The sequence below is a fragment of the Streptomyces acidicola genome (genome assembly GCF_009377235.1).
GTDB lineage: Bacteria > Actinomycetota > Actinomycetes > Streptomycetales > Streptomycetaceae > Streptomyces > Streptomyces acidicola.
Genome location: NZ_VMNX01000206.1, coordinates 1 through 17,048, shown reverse-complemented (window position 1 = coordinate 17,048; position 17,048 = coordinate 1). Strand labels below are relative to the sequence as shown.

Genomic DNA, 17,048 nt, shown 5'->3' with positions numbered 1-17,048 from the left:
CGATCCAGCGACTCACGGCCCTGCCGAACCCCGGATGACCAGCTACTTCTCCTGCCCCGACGAGTCTGGTCACCCCCGGAACCGTGGAACCCGGCGCACACCCGACGCGACAGACGGGCCCTCGGTCTGCCCGCAGCCCTCCGAACAAGTCGAAACGGCCCACCAGTTGAACTCGCGAGCCGTCACGAAAGATCGAGGCTAGATTCCTATTCAATTGAAAGGGTCGTCCTCTGAATCTCCATCCCGTGCATTTTTAATTTCTCGCATCATCAGCAAACTGTTAGATCCCATAAAGAATGAGGTATTTGACTCGCTGGTGATTTCGTCTCTTAGATCCGTTCTCCCTCCGAAGCATTCCAAGGACATTTCTGGAATCGTCAAGAAAACACTCACGCCCGCACTCTCGCCCTCTTGAGCGATTCGCAGGCACAGAGATGCCGCCTCATCGCTTCTGCTAAATAAATGATGTGCCTCCTCTATAGCGACAAGGATGGCTGGCTTTTCGGATGTGGGGTCACTGTAGCTGCCTTTTTCAGTCCGTACCTCCAGGATTCGAACCGCAGCCCTCAGGATATTCAGAGAGCGTTCCAGGTTATTTCCTGAGAACCAGTCGACGGCTCCGGCTTTCTTTAGGGATTTAAAGTGCTTCTGCTCTGGAGCCCAATCCATGAGCCATAGAATGTATTTCCCGCTGGTCAGCGCCCCGAGGAGCACCAGTGTCAATGTGTTACTTTTCCCAACCCCCTTGTCTCCGGCGATCACTCCATGGCGCACACCTATGCCAGGTCGGTGCAGAGGAACCTGCACCCGTTCGCCATCCCGGTATTCTCCGAGGGACACTGTCCCTGTTTCAGGGTCGTACAGGGGACTTGACGAATCAAATGGAATCATAGTGGAATGAAATTCATCCTGAGACTCGATATATCTCCAATATTTTGCCGTCTCGCGATCTCCCATTTCTAGATATATGGCCGCAAGGTTCGATGCAGCGCTTCCATTTCCGTTCTCGGCCAAGGGCTCCCATGCTGCAATGGCATAATGCGTTTCTCCCGCCATGTAGGCGCGCATCCCGATAAGCCATCGATCGTCATCGTCTGGGCATAGATTCAGGGCCTCGTCCCAGATGAAATCAGGGATTATGTATCTGCTCCCCTTTTCGCGAGATATGGCGTCAGGTAGATAGTCGAACGCTCGCCATGTGTCCTCATACTCTCCAGGAATCAGTAGCCCAGAGACGCCGTACTGAACTCTCGTGGCCCAATCCTTAGCGTCAGTCCAGCTCTCAGGCCTGAGTGTTAAATGAGGCAGATAGCTGGTGTGTAGTTCTTTGAGAACTTCAATATCGATGCCCCCACTAAATCCAGTGCGAGCGAGGTCGACACTCGCTTGGACAAGGGCCGCGCCCCTAGGATTTCCGTTTACTCGCTGCGCTCGGCGCCACGATTGAATCAAAGCGGGACCGGCCGCTAGGTACTCCGATATTCCGTATATACTACTATGGGTTATGGCATCAGCGAGTCGTTCGTCGTGAATTTTGGAAGCCCTGTCGACTTCCTTGTCACTCCAGAGGCGAATAATGGGGATTGGCTCTACTGCCCGAAGTAGACGGTTTCCGATCTGGCGAGAAACCTCTTGGATATCGTCTGATTTCGAGTTTCGGGGATTTGAGTATGTCTCGAATAGCTCGTCCTGCATGGTCGCTACGATTGCGACGTGGATTCGCTCTAAAGCGTCGAGGAGTGAAGGGTTTATTCCCTCGTCGCCGAGAAACTGCTCTAGATCGTCTAGCCAGAGAATATAACGGTCTGTGTCAGAGGGGCGAATTACCTGCGGCAGTGACGTTAAGCGGGTTCCGCGGGAGGGGGTGTAAATGATGTGATCAGGCATGCATCGTTGGATTCCGTGAAATGCCGTCCTCGTTTTTCCTGAGGTGGAGTCGCCGGTTAACAGGACCATTCCACCATTGATCGCCACATGTTTCATCTGGGTCGCTACATCTTTATCAGCGTCACGCAGCACGTAGGGTGGTAGTGCCGGGTCGTTGCCGATGGTGCGTGCTCTGTGTACCCCCAGGGTGAATGCATCGACTTCATGTACCCTGGGCCACTCTGCGGGATTTAAGGGCGTTGTGGATTCTAGTGAAATATGTATCTGTGGGTTGGTCAGGATTGGAGCCAGGACGTCACGGCCTACGGCAACTGAGGCCTCGCCGGATGCAGTAGCCTTTTTGCGTCGCATTGCTCTGCCTAATCCGCATCAAAGTCGGTTGAGAGATCACCTTTCGCTTCTCCACCGATTGCGATACTTCCTGGACCTGCTGCTCGAAGCCCACCGGAGTCATGCGCTGACGGATTCGGGTGTGCAGAGCCACGCGTGCGCGTCTTAACAGTTCCGTGAGTTGACCCACCGACAGATACGCTGCCAGCCCCCTCTGCCGTAACGCTCGTCTGTTGTCCTTCAGTGCTTGTTAGCCATACTTGAGCACCGACACCTATTACGAGCAGTGTGCCGAGCGATACCCACCAAGCCAGTCCAGCTTGGTTCGTGGCCATGTTCGTGACCACACCAATCGCAGCGGCGACGACGACGGATGCTCCCGCCACGAGACCGCGCTTCGCGGCTACTGACACAGTCCCTCCCCGAGACCTGGCAACCCCCATGCGGTGTCGCAGCCTCACACGGTATCGCTCAACTGCCCGCGCGCCTACGGCGCGAAGCGCAGTGCACGCCCAAGTGCGGCTGCCTTACCCAAGAGGTCGGCGGAGCGGCTTTGGGCTGGAGCTGCTTTGGCGCGAGTGATCATGGCTCCGTAAGCTTGCGGCGCGTCGGGCAGTCTGTGGACCTGCCCGGTAAAGCACGACGTTGGGGCCATGATCTTCGAGGCTCGCGCCAAAGTGGCTGCCTAAAGCCGTGGAGCCGATCGCCCCAGTCACGACGTACCCCTTCTCTGGCGTAAGGCGGCTGATTGCTGTGCGCGCGGCACGGGCGCCGGCCGGGCTGGAGCGGGGCGGAGACAGGAGCGCAGGCCCGGCCGGGGGCCGTGCCGCGCGCGGTGAGCGGAGCGAGCCGCCTTGAACCCGTAAAGAAAGTTGTAACTCAGTGAGCCTTTGCCAGTATGTCTGGTCCCCGGGAGATGCTTGACACTTCGGTCCCAGCTGATGGTTGACAGTGGCCGTGATCGGCTTTTCTGTGCACGTCGTTGCGGCGTGTGTAGGGAGGCCGGGATTGGCGCTGGTGGAGTTGTCGGTTGTTGAGCAGAGATACCGGGCTGTTCTGGCGGTGCTGGCGGGTTCGACGGTGACGGAGGTCGCCGCTCAGCTGGGTGTGTCCCGGCAGACGGTGAGCGGCTGGAAGTCGCGGTATGCGGCTTCGGGTCTGGCGGGGTTGGCCGATCGGTCGCGCAGGCCGGCTTCGTGTCCGCATCGGGCTTCTGCGGAGGTGGAGGCGGCGGTGTGTGAGTTGCGGCGTAAGCATCCTCGGTGGGGTCCGCGGCGGATTGCTCATGTGCTGGAGCGGGCCGGGGTGGTGGATGCGGTGCCGTCGCGGATGACGGTGTATCGGATCTTGGTGCGGCATGGGCTGGTGGAGCCGGGTGTTCGGCGTCGGAAGCGGTCGGATTACAAGCGGTGGCAGCGTGATCGGCCGATGCAGTTGTGGCAGATGGACATCGTCGGCGGAGTGCTGCTGGTCGACCCGGTCACGGGTGAGCTGACCGAGGGGAAGATCGTTACCGGTGTGGACGATCATTCCCGGTACTGCGTGATCGCGTCGGTAGTCGAGCGGGCGACGGGGCGGGCGGTGTGTGGGGCGTTCGTTCATGCTCTGCGATTGTTCGGGGTGCCGGAGGAGGTGCTCACCGACAACGGCAAGCAGTTCACCGACCGGTTCGGGCACGGTGGTGAGGTGTTGTTCGACCGGATCTGCAGGGAGAACGGGATCGCGCACCGGCTCACGCAGTCGGCGTCGCCGACCACGACCGGGAAGGTGGAGCGGTTCCATCAGACGCTGCGGCGTGAACTCCTTGATGACTGTGGTCCGTTCGAGAGCGTGGCGGCGGCTCAGCGGGTGCTGGATGGGTGGGTGGAGGAGTACAACTCTTCGCGTCCGCATCAGGCGCTTGAGATGCAGAGCCCTGCGGACCGGTTCACGCCTGTTCCGGAGCAGGAGCGGGATGTGCTGGGCCTGAAGGTGCCCGGGGTACTCTCGGTCGTCCCGCTGCAGCGGTCGGCTCCTGTTGCCGCGGAGCCGGCTCAGCTGGTGGCTGCAGTGGTGGCGCCGGAGGGGGCTGGCCTGCCGGATCCGGGGACGGTAACCGTGATGCCGGCCGAGCGTGGCGGGCCGGTGGAGTTCGAGCGGGTGGTGCCTGCGTGTGGGAATCTGCAGGTGGCGGGCAAGCAGTTCTGGCTGGGGCCGGCCCGCTCGGGGCTGACGGTGACGTTCTGGGCCGACACGCAGGTGATTCATCTGCTGGTGGCCGGGGCTCGGATCAAGACGGTCCGGTCGCATCTGTCGGTGGCGGATCTGGCGCAGCTGGCGGCTCGGGGCGGGCGTGCGGCGGGGCCGTCTCCGTTGCCGGTCGGGGATGGGGCCGCGTTCGAGGTGGACCGGACCGTGAACAACAGCGGGCTGGTGGGCCTGGCCGGGCGGCAGGTGCTGGCGGCGGAGATCCTGGGCGGGCGGCAGGTGGGCATCCGGATCGACGAGGCCACGTTGTCGTTCTTCGACCCGTCCTCGCGTGAGCTGCTGCGGGTGCGGCCCAACCCGCTCACCCCGGACGAGGTCCGGCGGTTGCGCGGCTTGCGGCCCGCGGGCCCGCCGCCACGGCCGCGGGTGGAGCCGGTTCGTGTCCAGCGGAGGGTCAGCGCGGTGGGCACGGTCATGGTCTGCCGGCAGAGCGTCTCCCTCGGCCGCCCGTACGCGGGCCGGACCGTGACCGTGCACGTCGCGGAATCGACCCTCACGGTCGAGCTGGACGGCCAGGTCCGAGTCATCCAGCGCACCACCGACATCCCCGTCCGCCATGTGAAGGCGAACAAGCCCCGTGAAGTTTCCGATGTTGTCCAGGCCCACCGTCAAGCAACAACTGGGACCAGAACGTCAAACATCATCTGGGACTGGACACGGTGGCGTGGGCCTGATCCGCTGTCCGAACGTGACCACTCACTGCGAACGGTACGACAGGACTGGGTCAGCCCAGCCGCCGATTCGACGGCAGAGTCCGAAACGTGGATGTAGCCACCAGCGTCGCTTGACGTGGTCGGGACGGGTCAGGGACCACTGCGGGCCGGATAGGTCTTCCAAGCCCCACCACGTCTTGACGGCCTTTCTTCCGTGCAGCTTCAGGAGCGGCCAACGCGGTAGGTGCAAGCCGATGAAGAACATTGAGACGTCTCCCCCGAGCTTGGTGGTGTAGAAATAGCGCTCAACATCCGTGTAGCTAGCCCCCAAGCCGTAGTCCAGACTCATGGTTCCGCCGAGCCACGTGAGTGGCAGCTTTCCACCTGAGGCCAATGAGGGCACTAGCACTGGGTTGAACCAAACCTCGCCTTTGATGCCTCGCTTAAGTCCGGTCCTCTCGGTCTGAGCAACGACGACGTTGGTCGCGGGGCCCGTTCCTACGTTGACGAGCCACCATTTCGGTTCAGTCGAGTCGCTTTGCCCGCTGTCCCACCGGAACTGCAAGACGGGCATGTGGGAACGCCTGTTGGACACATAGGCGACGGCTAAGGAGCCTAGTGACACGAGGACTGCAAGGATCGAGATCAGAATGGTCAGCATCGTCCCTCCCGCGAGTGCGACGTGCGCGGGTCCTCCATACCCGCGACTGCGAACCACAACGCATCTCGGTCGCTGAGGTAGCGAACCGTCTCCTTACAGGGTGTGGCGTTTGAAGTCGTCAGCGCAGGCAGGGAGTTCGGTGGCCGCACGGTGTGCGAGGGGCAGGAAGAGCACTGGCCGGATCGTCCATGCGATGCGGGTGCTGTCGTGGCTGATCGTCACGCGGGGCTTCGGCATCTCGGATCTCCTCTGTCTTTGACCAGCTCAGACCTCATCCTGAAGCGTCCGGGCGCGAGGGTTCCGGGGTTGCTGGAACGCCTTGCAACCGGGGCACTTTGGTTTCACGACCAGGCGAGTCGTCCTTCGGCGACCGAGCAGGTCGGATGGCTTCCATCGGCGATTTTCGTCAGCATTTCTGCCACGGAGTCGAAATAGTGAGCCAGTGACGCGTACTCGCCCGTGGTCGTGATCTCACCCACGAACCACCTGCCGATACGGCCGTCCCGCACGTCGATGAACTTTCCTGTCCAGCCGCCCTGGTCCGACAGGAACGGGATCCACTCATTGCGCCAGAACGGATTGTCCGGCTGATCCGGAGGGTTGACCCCACCGGGCATGGAGTGGTTCGCGTAGAGCTTCTCCATCGCCCGGATGCCCAGAAGGAAACTTCCCTCGTCCGGAAACCCGGCGAAACCGCAACACGCCACATCGTCGTCCACATCTTCCTCAGGCAGATCAAGATTGTTCTGCAACAGCCACGCCCGCAGTTCCCGATGAAGCTGGATGCCCATCCGTTCCTCGGCGGCCGCAATCATCTGTTCCGTGGCTGGCCCGGGCAGATCCGCATGATCGGCCGGGGCGTGCTCCCGAAGAAGACTCATCACGCGGGACCAGCTCTCCACCACACTCATTCCCCACTACTCTCTGCGTGGACGCCCTATACGGCTGCGTCGCTGTGGGTTTCTGTTCGAAGCGTCGGCGCCGGGCGCCGCAATCCCGAAGCGCGCGTAAGAAGGCCATCTTGCGGAGCGCCGACCGGAAAACCTCGCAGGAATGGTACTCGGAGAGGGCCGACTGCCAGGGCTTCGGTGTTGTCGGCCTCGTCCGTTTTGATCATGTGAGGCCAAGGAGGGCGAGGGTCCGGGTTTGGTCCCGGGCTGCTCGTCGGAGTCCGGAGGCGATGTTCCGGACGCCGGCCGGGCGAAGGGCTCCGATCGCAAGGTTCCTGCAGGTGGCCATTGCTCTGGGTGCGTTCCCGGTCCGCAGCTGGGAGGCGTCCTCGGCGAAGGTGACGTCCCTGACGTGGTGCAGGGCATCGACGGTCCAGTGCCCTTGGATCAGTCGGGCGGGCTGAGCCGGGCCGACCTGTTCGGCGGTAAGGCTGGTGACCGCGTAGACGGTCTTGAGGCTGATCTTCCCGGTCTTGCGGTGGACGCGGCGGCGAACGATCTGGACGGCCTGGCGGGCGCCGGGGAAGAGCAGGTTGTTGACCGTGCAGACCTTCAGTCTGCGGATCTCGTGGCGGCCGTGACCGGTCGGGCGGGTCCTGCCCCCAGCGGAATCTGTTTCCAGGTAAGGGACTTGAGCTGTTTGCGGAGCTTCTTGGTGTTGCGCTTCACGATCACGATGTAGTGGGCCTGCCAGTTGAGGAGATGGACGGCGTGGTCGTGCTGGGTGTGCATCGCGTCGTTGGTGACGACCGTGCCGGCCAGGTTCTCGAGGGTGTCGAGCAACGGCTGGAAGCAGGTGATCTCGTTGGTCTTCTCGCCGACGTCCATCTGGGCGAGGACCAGTGCGCGCGCGTGGTCGCAGGCAGCCAGGAGGTGGATCTTCCGTCCCTTCGCGCGGGCCGCACCCCGCAGCGACTTCCCGTCGACCGCGAGCCCTCGCAGCTCTTCGCCGCTGGTCTGCCGGTCCGCGAGCCAGGCTCCGACCGCCTGGTCCAGGGCGTCCGTGTCGACTCTGGCCAGCAGTCGCCGGATCGTGGATTCCGCGGGCCAGGACCGTTTCGGGTGCAGCGGATCTACGACGGTGCCGAGCCGTTCGAGCTGGGCCGGCGGTGCGTCGGCCACCCATTCACCCACCGCCGGCAGGGATCGCGTTCCGGCGAGGGCCGCGCAGGCCGTCAGCGCGAGGACCGTCACGAGAGGGTGCCGCACTCCCCGCGGATCCCGCGGGTCCGGGACCTGCGCAAGGCGTTCCAGCAACCCCGGAACCCTCGCGCCCGGACGCTTCAGGATGAGGTCTGAGCTGGTCAAAGACAGAGGAGATCCGAGATGATGCGCCGGCAGGCACGGGCAGTCCAAGGTTACAGAGCGTAGAGAAATCCATGATCCCGGACGTCCGTGTCTGTTCTGCATCGGACTCCACCCAACACGACGAGACGTCAGCCACCGGGCATCAACCGACTATCGAAGCCCTGGATCGTCACGGTGCAGGGTTCAGAACGTAGGAGGGCTCGCCTTGTGTCGGCGCGTCCTTCGTAGAGCCAGGCCCATGCCTCGTCGCAGGCGTCGGGGTCCAGTGCAGGTGTGATGGTCCTGAGCGCGACGGCTACCCATCTGTCGGCCTGTGGTGCTGAGTACGCGTCGAACGACCCGTGAAGTGTCGGCGCACGCTCGGTCGCGTTGGTGAGGTCTTCGGCCCAGCACTCGCACCAGTAGCCCCGGCGTGGCTTGCCCCTTCAGCACAGGCGGTCTCCCTGGGGGGCGTTCGCGAAGAGCTCCGCGGTGACGGTGTAGCCCCCGTGGCTGGCGTGGACCGTGACCCCGGCTGCCTTCCCGGCCACCACCGGGGCTGCCGCCTCGGGCTATGTTGACCGCGGCGGGCTGTGGTGAGCGTCGAGTGCGGCTGCTGCCGACCCGGGTGGTGGCGCACCCACGCCCGCTGCGACCGCCCCACCCCCCGACCGCCCCGTCACACATCCAGCAACTCCCGCACCACCACCGGCATCCCCGTCTCGAACGACCGGTTCGCCGCCAGGCCCGTGACCAGTGACCGCGCCCCGTCGACCCCGTCCGCCGCTCGCCCCAGCGGGTCCGGGGTGGACGAGCGCTCCCCGAACAGGTCGGCCAGCATCCGTACGTCCCCGCCCCCGTGTCCGCCTTCACCCGTGGGCACCTTCACCTCGCGAGGGGGCTCCCAGAAGCGGCGCACCAGCAGCTCCGTGCGCCCGGCCTCGTCACCCACCGCGGCGCCGTGCATGACCGCGCTCGCCCCATCCGTCCGTACCTCGGGCCGTGTCCACGTCGACTCCTCGACCAGCAGCTCGATACGGCCCTCGCTGCCGTTGAAGGCGATGCGGTAGCCCTCCCAGGGAGCGTACGCCGTGAGGTGGTAGGTCAATGTGGCGCCGGACGCGTACCGCACCAGGACCGCCATGTCGTCCTCGATGGTGACCCCGGGCCCGAACACGTTCTGGTCGCGGTGGTAGCCGTCCTCGTGCTCCGCGTCCAGGTACAGCGAGGTGAGGACGGAGGAGTCCGCCAGGTGGACGGCGAAGGGGTCGTCCTTGGCCGCCGCGGAGCCGTGGGCCCGGTCGTAGTCCCGGGCCAGGCCGCGGCGGCGGCCCGCCTCGTCGCCGTAGAAGAACAGGCCGCCCTGGGCGTAGACCGTCTCGGGCCGTGAGCCGAGCCACCAGTTGACCAGGTCGAAGTGGTGGGTCGACTTGTGGACCATGAGGCCGCCGGAGTTGGCCTTGTCGCGGTGCCAGCGGCGGAAGTAGTCGGCGCCGTGTCGCAGGTCCAGCAGCCACTCGAAGTGCACCGAGCCGATCTCGCCGATCTCGCCGGAGGCGATCAGTTCCCGGACGGTCGAATGCACGGGGTTGTAGCGGTAGTTGAAGGCGACCCGGACGTCGCCGCCCGTGCGCTGCTGCGCCTCGAGGATGCGGCGGGCGCGGTCCGCGTCGATCGTCATCGGCTTCTCGGTCACCACGTCGCAGCCCGCCTCCAGGGCGCGCACGATGTAGTCGTCGTGGGTGCGGTCCACGGTGCAGACCACGACGAGGTCGACGCGTTCGCGGCGCAGCATCTCGTCGAAGTCCTCGGCCGCGTAGGCGGGGACGGGTGCGCGGCCCGGGTGGGCCGCCGCGAGGAGGTCGTTGTGGACGGCCATACGGTGGGAGTTGACGTCGCAGAAGCCCACCAGTTCGATCCGGGCTGCGTAGGGACTGTCCGGACCCGTCAGCGCCTCGGTGAAGAGCTGGGCGCGGGCACCCAGGCCCACCACGGCGGCGCGGCGGTGTCGTGCGGATGCGGTGCAGAGGTCTTGTTGTGACATCCGGATCTTCCCTAGGGTCGGGCGGGGTGGAAGCGCTTTCTACCCGGAAGGGGTGACCCGCATGCCCGGAAGCAGGACAAGGACGTCCTTCAGGCCCCGCGCCGCGGCCACGGCACTCGCGCTCTGTGTGGTGCTCGCCGGCTGCTCGGGAGGGGACGCATCGAGCAGCGCCGGTGGCAAGGTCGTGCTGCGCTACACCTGGTGGGGGAACCCGGACAGGGCGGCCAGGACCCAGGAGGCCGTCGACCTCTTCGAGAAGAAGAACCCGGGGATCGAGGTGCAGACCTCGTTCTCCGGATACGACGCCTACAAGCAGAAGCTCGCCACCCAGGCCGCAGGCGGCGACGCCCCCGACGTCATGCAGCTCGACTACCGCATGATCGACCAGTACGCCTCAGGCGGCGTCCTCATGGACTTCGCCGAGCAGCCGGCCGCCCTGGACACGGGCGAGTTCGACGCCGGGCTCCTCGCCACCGGCAAGGTCGACGGCAAGCAGTACGCGATCCCGCAGGCCCGCGGCACCGAGACCGTCGTGTACGACACCGAGCAGTGGAAGGCCAGCGGGGTCGAGCTGCCCCGCCAGGGCTGGACGTGGAGCGACTGGGCGGATGCCATGCGCGCCCTCGCCGAGAAGACCGGCAAGCCCGGCGCCACCGACCCGGGGCAGAGCGAGGACGCCTTCGAGATCTGGCTGCGCGGACAGGGCAAGGCGCTCTACACCAAGGACCGGAAACTCGGCTTCACCGCCGACGACCTGGCCCGCTGGTGGACCTTCACCGACAAGCTGCGTCGCGAAGGAGTCGTCTCGTCCGCCGAGCAGACCTCCCAGATCGACGGCACCGTGGAGAACACCCCGCTCGGACGCGGCTACGTCATCGCCGACACCAACTGGGACGCTCCGTCCAGCGGCTTCCTCGCGCTCATCCCGGACGGGGTCACCCTCGCGCCGATGCCGTCCGGGGAGGACGGCACCCCGGGGCAGTACTTCAAGCCCTCGATGTTCATGGGCGTCTCCGCCGACGCGACGCATCCCAAGGAGTCCGTCCGTCTCATCGACTTCATGCTGAACGACGCGGAGGCCGCGAAGATCCTCGGCGCCACCCGCGGCATCCCTGTCAACGAGACCCTCCGCGACGCGATCGCCCCCGAACTCAAGGACTTCGACAAGACCGTCTACGACTTCCAGGCCTCGGTCGACGGCAAGCTCGAACCTCCGCCCCAGGCGCCCCCTTCGGGCGACAGCGCGCTGCAGACCACCTTCCAGCGCGACTACGACCAGGTGTCGTACGAGCGGATGTCACCCCGTGAGGCGGCCGAGAACTACATCACCGAGGCGAACGCGGAGCTGAGGCCATGACCACCACGCAGACGCAGGCGGCCGTACGGGGGCCCAAGGCCGAGGTCCCGCAGAAGCCCGTTCGCCGCCGACGCGAGGGCGCCGCCTGGGTGTTCCTCTCACCCTGGGTGCTCGGCGCCTGTGTGCTGACCCTGCTCCCGATGGCCGTCTCGCTCTATCTCTCCTTCACCGACTACGACCTGTTCAACGCGCCCAACTGGGTGGGTCTGCGCAACTACACGCAGATGTTCACCGAGGACCCGCGCTACTGGCGGTCGGTGGGCGCGACCCTCACGTACGTCGTCATCGCCGTGCCCCTGCAACTCGCCCTCGCGCTCGTCGTCGCCCTCGCCCTGAAGGGCATGAAGCGCGGCAGGGCCTTCTACCGCTCCGCCTTCTACGCGCCCTCCCTGCTCGGCGCCTCGATGTCCATCGCCCTGGTCTGGCGGGCGATCTTCAACGACGGCGGCACCGTGGACAACCTCTTCGGAACCGGCGGCTGGGTCAACAAGCCCGGCTGGGCGCTCTTCGCGGTCGCCCTGCTGACGGTGTGGCAGTTCGGCGCGCCGATGGTGATCTTCCTCGCCGGACTCCAGCAGATTCCGGGGGAGTTGTACGAGGCCGCCGAGGTCGACGGCGCGAGCCGGTGGCGTCAGTTCCTCTCCATCACCGTGCCGATGCTGTCCCCGGTGATCTTCTTCAACCTGGTGCTGCAGACCATCCAGGCCTTCCAGGTCTTCACCCCCGCCTTCGCGGTCAGCGCGGGCAAGGGCGGGCCCGCCGACTCCACGCTCTTCTACACGCTCTACCTCTACGACCGCGGCTTCGTCGCCTCCCACATGGGCTACGCCTCCGCCATGGCCTGGGTGCTGCTGATCGCCATCGGCGCCGTCACCGCGGTGCTGTTCCGCACCTCGCGCTCCTGGGTCTTCTACGCCTCCGAGGGGGACCGATGACCACCACGACGCCAACCACCGTCGCGCGCAAGCCACTTGACTGGCGGCGCGTCGCCCTGCACGCCGGTTGCCTGGCCGCTCTGCTCGTCATGCTGTACCCGCTGGCGTGGCTGCTCGCGACCTCCGTCAAACCCGCGGACGAGGTCATCGCCAGCCTCAACCTGCTGCCCGGCAAGCTGGAGTGGTCGAACTACGAGACCGCCCTGGACGGCGTGAACGACGTCTCCGTCACCCGGCTGCTCACCAACTCCCTGCTCATCGCGGGCGGCGCGGTCATCGGCAACGTCATCAGCTGCTCCCTCGCCGCGTACGCCTTCGCCCGGCTGCGGTTCCGCTTCCGGGGGCCGCTCTTCGCGTTCATGATCGCGACGATCATGCTGCCGCACCACGCCGTGCTGATCCCGCAGTACATCATCTTCAACCAGCTCGGCATGGTGAACACGTACTGGCCGCTGATCCTGCCCAAGTTCCTCGCCACGGAGGCCTTCTTCGTCTTCCTCATCGTGCAGTTCATGCGCGGGCTGCCACGTGAGCTGGAGGAAGCGGCGCGGATCGACGGCTGCGGCCCGTTCCGCAGCTTCTTCAGCGTCATCCTCCCGCTGACCAGGCCCGCGCTGATCACCACCGCGATCTTCACCTTCATCTGGACCTGGAACGACTTCTTCACCCAGCTGATCTACCTCTTCTCACCCGAGAAGTTCACGCTGACGCTGGCACTCAGGTCGTTCGTGGACGCGTCCAGCACCTCGGCCTTCGGCCCGATGTTCGCGATGTCGGTGATCGCGCTGCTGCCGATCGTGCTGTTCTTCCTCGCCTTCCAGCGGTTCCTGGTCGAGGGCATGGCGAACTCCGGGATCAAGGGGTGAGCGGGATGCGGACGACCCGCGAGGCGGGCGAGATCTTCGGCCCACGCATGACGCTGTTCGCGGACGTCCTGAGCGTCGGGTTCGCCACGGCCGTGGCCTGTCTGCCGCTGGTGACCGCGCCCGCCGCGCTGTCCACGGCGTGCGCGGTGCTGCGAGGCGTACGGGAGGACCGGCCGGCCACCGCCGGGCGGTACTTCGCCCAGTTGGGGCGGCGGCTGCGCGTGGGCGACCTGGCCGCCGGGGCCGTCGCCCTGGCGGGCGTGCTGCTGGCTCTGGCCGACCTGGCGCTCGCCCGCGCCGGGCTGCCCGGCGCCATGGCTTTCGCGCTCGCCGCCGCGGCCATCAGCGCGGCGGCCGTCGTGGTCGGCCTGCGCGCCTGCGGCCGTCCCGAGTCGGTCACCGACTGGCCCGCCGCCGTACGGGCGGCCGCCCGCGACACCGTGCGCGACGCGGGCGGCAGCGGACTCGTCCTGCTCGCCCTCGCGGCAGCCGCGCTGTGTGCGTGGGCACTGCCGCCGCTGCTGTTCCTGGTGCCGGGCCCGCTGGCCATGGCGCTCACCGCCGTCGACGTACGAGACGTACGGGACACCGGACCGAACCTGGGGGAGAACACGTGATGGGCCGAAGGGCCTTCCTCGCCACCACCACGGCCACCACGGTGGGGATCACCGAGGTCCCGGACATGACCACCAGCGTGGCCGACGCCGCCGAGCCCCAACTGGACGCCGACTTCCTGGAGTTCCTCACCACGGCAGCCGACGCCCGCGCCGCGGCGCTCCTCACCGGCTACCAGGCGCACATCACCGAACTGCGGGAGAGGGGCAGGGCCCGCTCCACGGCCCGCGCGCTGCGCACGCTCACCTCCACCTACGTCCACGAGGGCTCGGCGCACCACCACTCGGCCGAACTCCTCGCCCCCATGGCGGAGTTGGCGGAAGCGCTCGCGGGCGAGCAGGAGGACGGCCTGTGGGACCACGGCGCGGACGGCTCGCCGCCGGACACCGCGTTCTCCATCGTCGACCTGAACCTGACGTACCACCTGCTGGACGAGGACGGACACCGGCCGACGGCCGCGCTGCGGGGCGCGATCGAACGTGTCCTGCGCGCGGCCGGCCCCGCGCTCGCGACCGGCGGACTGCACACCGCCAACCACCGCTGGCTGGTGTGCGCGGCCCTCGCACGCATCCACCGCAGATGGCCGCACCCCTCGTACCGCAGGCGCATCGACGACTGGCTGGCCGAGGGCATCGACCAGTTGCCCGGCGGCGAGTACAGCGAGCGCAGCCCCACGTACTCGGCGGTTGTCACGAACCCCGCGCTGCTCGTGCTGGCCCGCCACCACGGACGGGCCGACCTCTACGAGAACGTGCGCGCGAACCTCGCCGCCACGCTGTACGTGATCGAGCCCAACGGCGAGGTGGAGTCGGTCCATTCGCGGCGCCAGGACCAGACGGCGCTGCGCTACCTGCCCGAGTTCTGGATGCAGTACCGGGAGCTGGCGATCCGGTACGGCGACAGGCGCTTCGCAGCGGTGGCGCGGCTGCTGCGGGAGCGGGGCGCCGGGCAGACCTTCGGCGAGACCCCGCTGGGCGAACGGCTCGCCCAGGTCCTCGATCAGCCCGAGCTGGCCCGGCGGCTCCCCGAACCCGCCGAACCGCCCACGGACTTCGAGCACCACGACGCCGACTGCGGACTGGTGCGCGTACGCCGGGGCGCGCGCACCGCGAGCATCTTCGGCGGCACGGACTTCCCGGACGTGCGAGCGATCTCCTCCGGCCTGTCCACCAACCCCACCTTCTTCAAGCTGCGCAAGGGCGCCGCCATCCTGGACTCGGTGCGGCTCGCCCCGCAGTTCTTCTCGCTCGGGCACTTCCGGGCCGAGGGCCTGGAGCGCACCGGCGACGGGTGGCGGCTCCACGCCGAGATGCGGGGCACCTGGCACCACCCCCTGCCCCGGGCGCACCGGCGCGAGGACGGCGCCTACCCCCTCACCGACGACGGCCGCTTCTGGTCCGCGATGGACTTCCCGCACCGGCCGAAGGAGTACCGCACACTCCGTACGGAGATCCTGGTGAAGGAGACCGGCGACGGAGCCTGGGACCTGCACGTCGGCCTGTCCGGTGCCGCGTGCCCGTTCGCCCTGGAGCTGTGCTTCCGGCGCGGCGGCACACTGAGCGGGGACGGACTCGAACCGGTGGGCGGATCTCCGGACACGTATCAGCTCGTCACCGGCGAGGCCTCGTACACCGTCGGTGACGACCGCATCACCTTCGGCCCCGGCAACGGCAAGGGCGGACGGCAGCCGGCGGTCGTGGACGCGGGGGAGCGGTACTCCTGGATGAACGGCGCGCTCGTTCCGGACGGCGTTCGCGTACTCATCACCGGCAGGTCGCCGCTCTCGTACCGGCTCGGGCTGCGCTGAACGGTCCCGGGTGGCGACGTGGTGTGGCGAATGCGTCACAGAGGGTGCTCGATGGAGGAGTTCGCGAGCGAATCGGCTCCCGGTGTTTGAGGCAGCCGTGGCAGGGCGACCCGTGTGAGCCCAGGGTCCCCTACACCGTCCGGGACGGAGCCCACCATGACCCCCTACGCCGTGGTGATCCCGACCCTCGTCCGCGACACGCTCGCCGATTGCCTCGCCGCGCTCGCCGCCGCGATCGGACCGGCGCCCGCCGAGATCGTGCTCGTCGACGACCGGGCCGTGGCCCTCCCCGGGCCGCTGGAGCACCCGTTGAGCGTGCTCGGGAACCTGCGGGACCGTACGACGGTGGTGAGCGGCGGCGCCCACGGACCGGCCGCCGCACGGAACTCCGGGCTGTGGCGCGTCACATCACCGTGGGTGGTCTTCCTCCACGACGACGTACAGGTCGGACCGCACTGGTGCGAGCAGATGGCCGCGGACCTGGACGAGGCGTCGCCCGGGACCGCCGGGGTGCAGGGCGTGATCACCGTACCGTTGCCGGCGGAGCGCCGCCCCACCCAGTGGGAGCGGTCCACGGCGGAGCTGGCCCGGGCACGGTGGACCACCGCCGACATGGCCTACCGCACGGACGTCCTCAAACAGGTCGGCGGCTTCGACGAGCGCTTCCGGCGGGCCCACCGCGAGGACACCGACCTGGCGCTGCGCGTCCTGGACGACGGATGGCGCGTCCGTCGCGGCCGGCGGAGCACCCGGCATCCCGTGCGCACCACCGGCCGGTGGGTGTCGGTGCGGGCTCAGCGAGGCAACGCCGACGACGCGTTGATGCTGCGGCTGCACGGGCCGGGCTGGCGGGCCAGGGCCGCGGCGCCGCGCGGCCGGGTCCGGCGGCATCTGGCGATCACCACGGCGGGGGGCGCCGCGTGCGTGCTCGCGGCGACCGGGCGCGGGGCGGCTGCCGCCGTGGCCGCGGTGGGGTGGGCCGTGGGGACCGGTGAGTTCGCCTGGGACCGTGTCGCGGCCGGGCCGCGGACGCGGTACGAGGTCATCACGGAGCTGGCCGCGAGTGTTGTCATTCCGCCTGTCGCCAGTTGGTACTGGCTTGGCGGGGTGTGGCGTTATCGGGGGGCCGGGCCCTGGTGCGGGGGGTGTCGGTGATCGCGGAGTCGCCGTAGGTGGTTCGGTTGTATGGCGGCTGCGGGCTCGTTGTGGCTGGTCGCGCAGTTCCCCGCGCCCCTGAAGGGCCCGCTGCGCGGCCCCCATGTCGCCTGATCTTCCCCAGGGGCCTAGTCTTCTGAGTCGGGAATTCTGTTCAGATGTATAGGGTTACGGGGTGGCGCGTACTGGGCGGCCGAAGGCCGAGTTGATTCTGTCGGATGAGGAACGGGCTGCGCTGGAGGGCTGGGTTCGGC

Annotated in this window: 11 protein-coding genes and 2 pseudogenes; 7 read left to right on the top strand and 6 right to left on the bottom strand. The window is 67.0% G+C overall.

Translation table 11 applies throughout. The features are described 5' to 3' along the window. Window positions 1–210: 210 nt before the first annotated feature. Window positions 211–1,887 carry a hypothetical protein gene (locus tag FPZ41_RS35715; RefSeq protein ID WP_152867722.1) on the bottom strand — a complete coding sequence of 559 codons (1,677 nt, stop codon included), beginning with the start codon at window positions 1,885–1,887 and terminating at the stop codon, window positions 211–213. A 1,353-nt stretch (window positions 1,888–3,240) separates the two neighbouring features. Between FPZ41_RS35715 and FPZ41_RS50425 the strand changes: the two are divergent. Continuing rightward, window positions 3,241–4,524, top strand: a pseudogene (locus FPZ41_RS50425) (IS481 family transposase); the annotation flags it as partial. Window positions 4,525–5,871: 1,347 nt separating this feature from the next. Here the strand turns inward: FPZ41_RS50425 and FPZ41_RS47475 are convergent. From FPZ41_RS47475 to FPZ41_RS35680, 5 genes and pseudogenes are all read right to left on the bottom strand, one after another. After that, a complete protein-coding gene (locus tag FPZ41_RS47475) occupies window positions 5,872–6,015 on the bottom strand; it encodes a hypothetical protein (RefSeq protein ID WP_194236330.1) in 144 nt (47 codons plus the stop codon). 104 nt (window positions 6,016–6,119) lie between these two features. Continuing rightward, window positions 6,120–6,689 (bottom strand): SMI1/KNR4 family protein, encoded by a 570-nt coding sequence (locus FPZ41_RS35700; protein ID WP_152867720.1) that lies wholly within the window; start codon window positions 6,687–6,689, stop codon window positions 6,120–6,122. Between the two features lie 591 nt (window positions 6,690–7,280). Then, window positions 7,281–7,937, bottom strand: coding sequence for an ISAs1 family transposase (locus tag FPZ41_RS35690; RefSeq protein ID WP_322621138.1), 657 nt, complete (start codon window positions 7,935–7,937; stop codon window positions 7,281–7,283). 242 nt (window positions 7,938–8,179) lie between these two features. Further along, a pseudogene (locus tag FPZ41_RS48930) lies at window positions 8,180–8,452 on the bottom strand (hypothetical protein); the annotation flags it as partial. A gap of 242 nt (window positions 8,453–8,694) precedes the next feature. After that, complete coding sequence (locus FPZ41_RS35680) at window positions 8,695–10,059, bottom strand: Gfo/Idh/MocA family protein (RefSeq protein WP_152867719.1); 1,365 nt, start codon at window positions 10,057–10,059, stop codon at window positions 8,695–8,697. Window positions 10,060–10,120: 61 nt separating this feature from the next. Between FPZ41_RS35680 and FPZ41_RS35675 the strand changes: the two genes are divergently transcribed. The 6 genes from FPZ41_RS35675 to FPZ41_RS35650 all read left to right on the top strand — a co-directional run bounded on the left by FPZ41_RS35675 (window position 10,121) and on the right by FPZ41_RS35650 (window position 16,794). Further along, window positions 10,121–11,416, top strand: coding sequence for an ABC transporter substrate-binding protein (locus tag FPZ41_RS35675; RefSeq protein WP_152867718.1), 1,296 nt, complete (start codon window positions 10,121–10,123; stop codon window positions 11,414–11,416). Beyond that, window positions 11,413–12,351 (top strand): carbohydrate ABC transporter permease, encoded by a 939-nt coding sequence (locus FPZ41_RS35670; RefSeq protein ID WP_152867717.1) that lies wholly within the window; start codon window positions 11,413–11,415, stop codon window positions 12,349–12,351. Before FPZ41_RS35675 ends, FPZ41_RS35670 begins: the two co-directional genes overlap by 4 nt. After that, on the top strand, window positions 12,348–13,217 hold the full coding sequence (locus FPZ41_RS35665; RefSeq protein WP_152867716.1) for a carbohydrate ABC transporter permease: 870 nt from the start codon (window positions 12,348–12,350) through the stop codon (window positions 13,215–13,217). Before FPZ41_RS35670 ends, FPZ41_RS35665 begins: the two co-directional genes overlap by 4 nt. 5 nt (window positions 13,218–13,222) lie before the next feature. Further along, window positions 13,223–13,834, top strand: coding sequence for a hypothetical protein (locus FPZ41_RS35660; RefSeq protein ID WP_152867715.1), 612 nt, complete (start codon window positions 13,223–13,225; stop codon window positions 13,832–13,834). Further along, the gene (locus tag FPZ41_RS35655) at window positions 13,834–15,639 is read left to right on the top strand and encodes a hypothetical protein (RefSeq protein WP_194236329.1); all 1,806 of its coding nucleotides are present in this window, start codon (window positions 13,834–13,836) and stop codon (window positions 15,637–15,639) included. Before FPZ41_RS35660 ends, FPZ41_RS35655 begins: the two co-directional genes overlap by 1 nt. Before the next feature lie 156 nt (window positions 15,640–15,795). Continuing rightward, window positions 15,796–16,794, top strand: coding sequence for a glycosyltransferase family 2 protein (locus FPZ41_RS35650; RefSeq protein WP_152867714.1), 999 nt, complete (start codon window positions 15,796–15,798; stop codon window positions 16,792–16,794). Window positions 16,795–17,048: the final 254 nt, after the last annotated feature.

What these genes read in the sequence shown, in the direction of transcription:
- FPZ41_RS35715 (WP_152867722.1), bottom strand. Translation starts at nt 1,887, where the DNA reads ATGCCTGATCACATCATTTACACCCCCTCCCGCGGAACCCGCTTAACG.
- FPZ41_RS47475 (WP_194236330.1), bottom strand. Translation starts at nt 6,015, where the DNA reads ATGCCGAAGCCCCGCGTGACGATCAGCCACGACAGCACCCGCATCGCA.
- FPZ41_RS35700 (WP_152867720.1), bottom strand. Translation starts at nt 6,689, where the DNA reads ATGAGTGTGGTGGAGAGCTGGTCCCGCGTGATGAGTCTTCTTCGGGAG.
- FPZ41_RS35680 (WP_152867719.1), bottom strand. Translation starts at nt 10,059, where the DNA reads ATGTCACAACAAGACCTCTGCACCGCATCCGCACGACACCGCCGCGCC.
- FPZ41_RS35675 (WP_152867718.1), top strand. Translation starts at nt 10,121, where the DNA reads ATGCCCGGAAGCAGGACAAGGACGTCCTTCAGGCCCCGCGCCGCGGCC.
- FPZ41_RS35670 (WP_152867717.1), top strand. Translation starts at nt 11,413, where the DNA reads ATGACCACCACGCAGACGCAGGCGGCCGTACGGGGGCCCAAGGCCGAG.
- FPZ41_RS35665 (WP_152867716.1), top strand. Translation starts at nt 12,348, where the DNA reads ATGACCACCACGACGCCAACCACCGTCGCGCGCAAGCCACTTGACTGG.
- FPZ41_RS35660 (WP_152867715.1), top strand. Translation starts at nt 13,223, where the DNA reads ATGCGGACGACCCGCGAGGCGGGCGAGATCTTCGGCCCACGCATGACG.
- FPZ41_RS35655 (WP_194236329.1), top strand. Translation starts at nt 13,834, where the DNA reads ATGGGCCGAAGGGCCTTCCTCGCCACCACCACGGCCACCACGGTGGGG.
- FPZ41_RS35650 (WP_152867714.1), top strand. Translation starts at nt 15,796, where the DNA reads ATGACCCCCTACGCCGTGGTGATCCCGACCCTCGTCCGCGACACGCTC.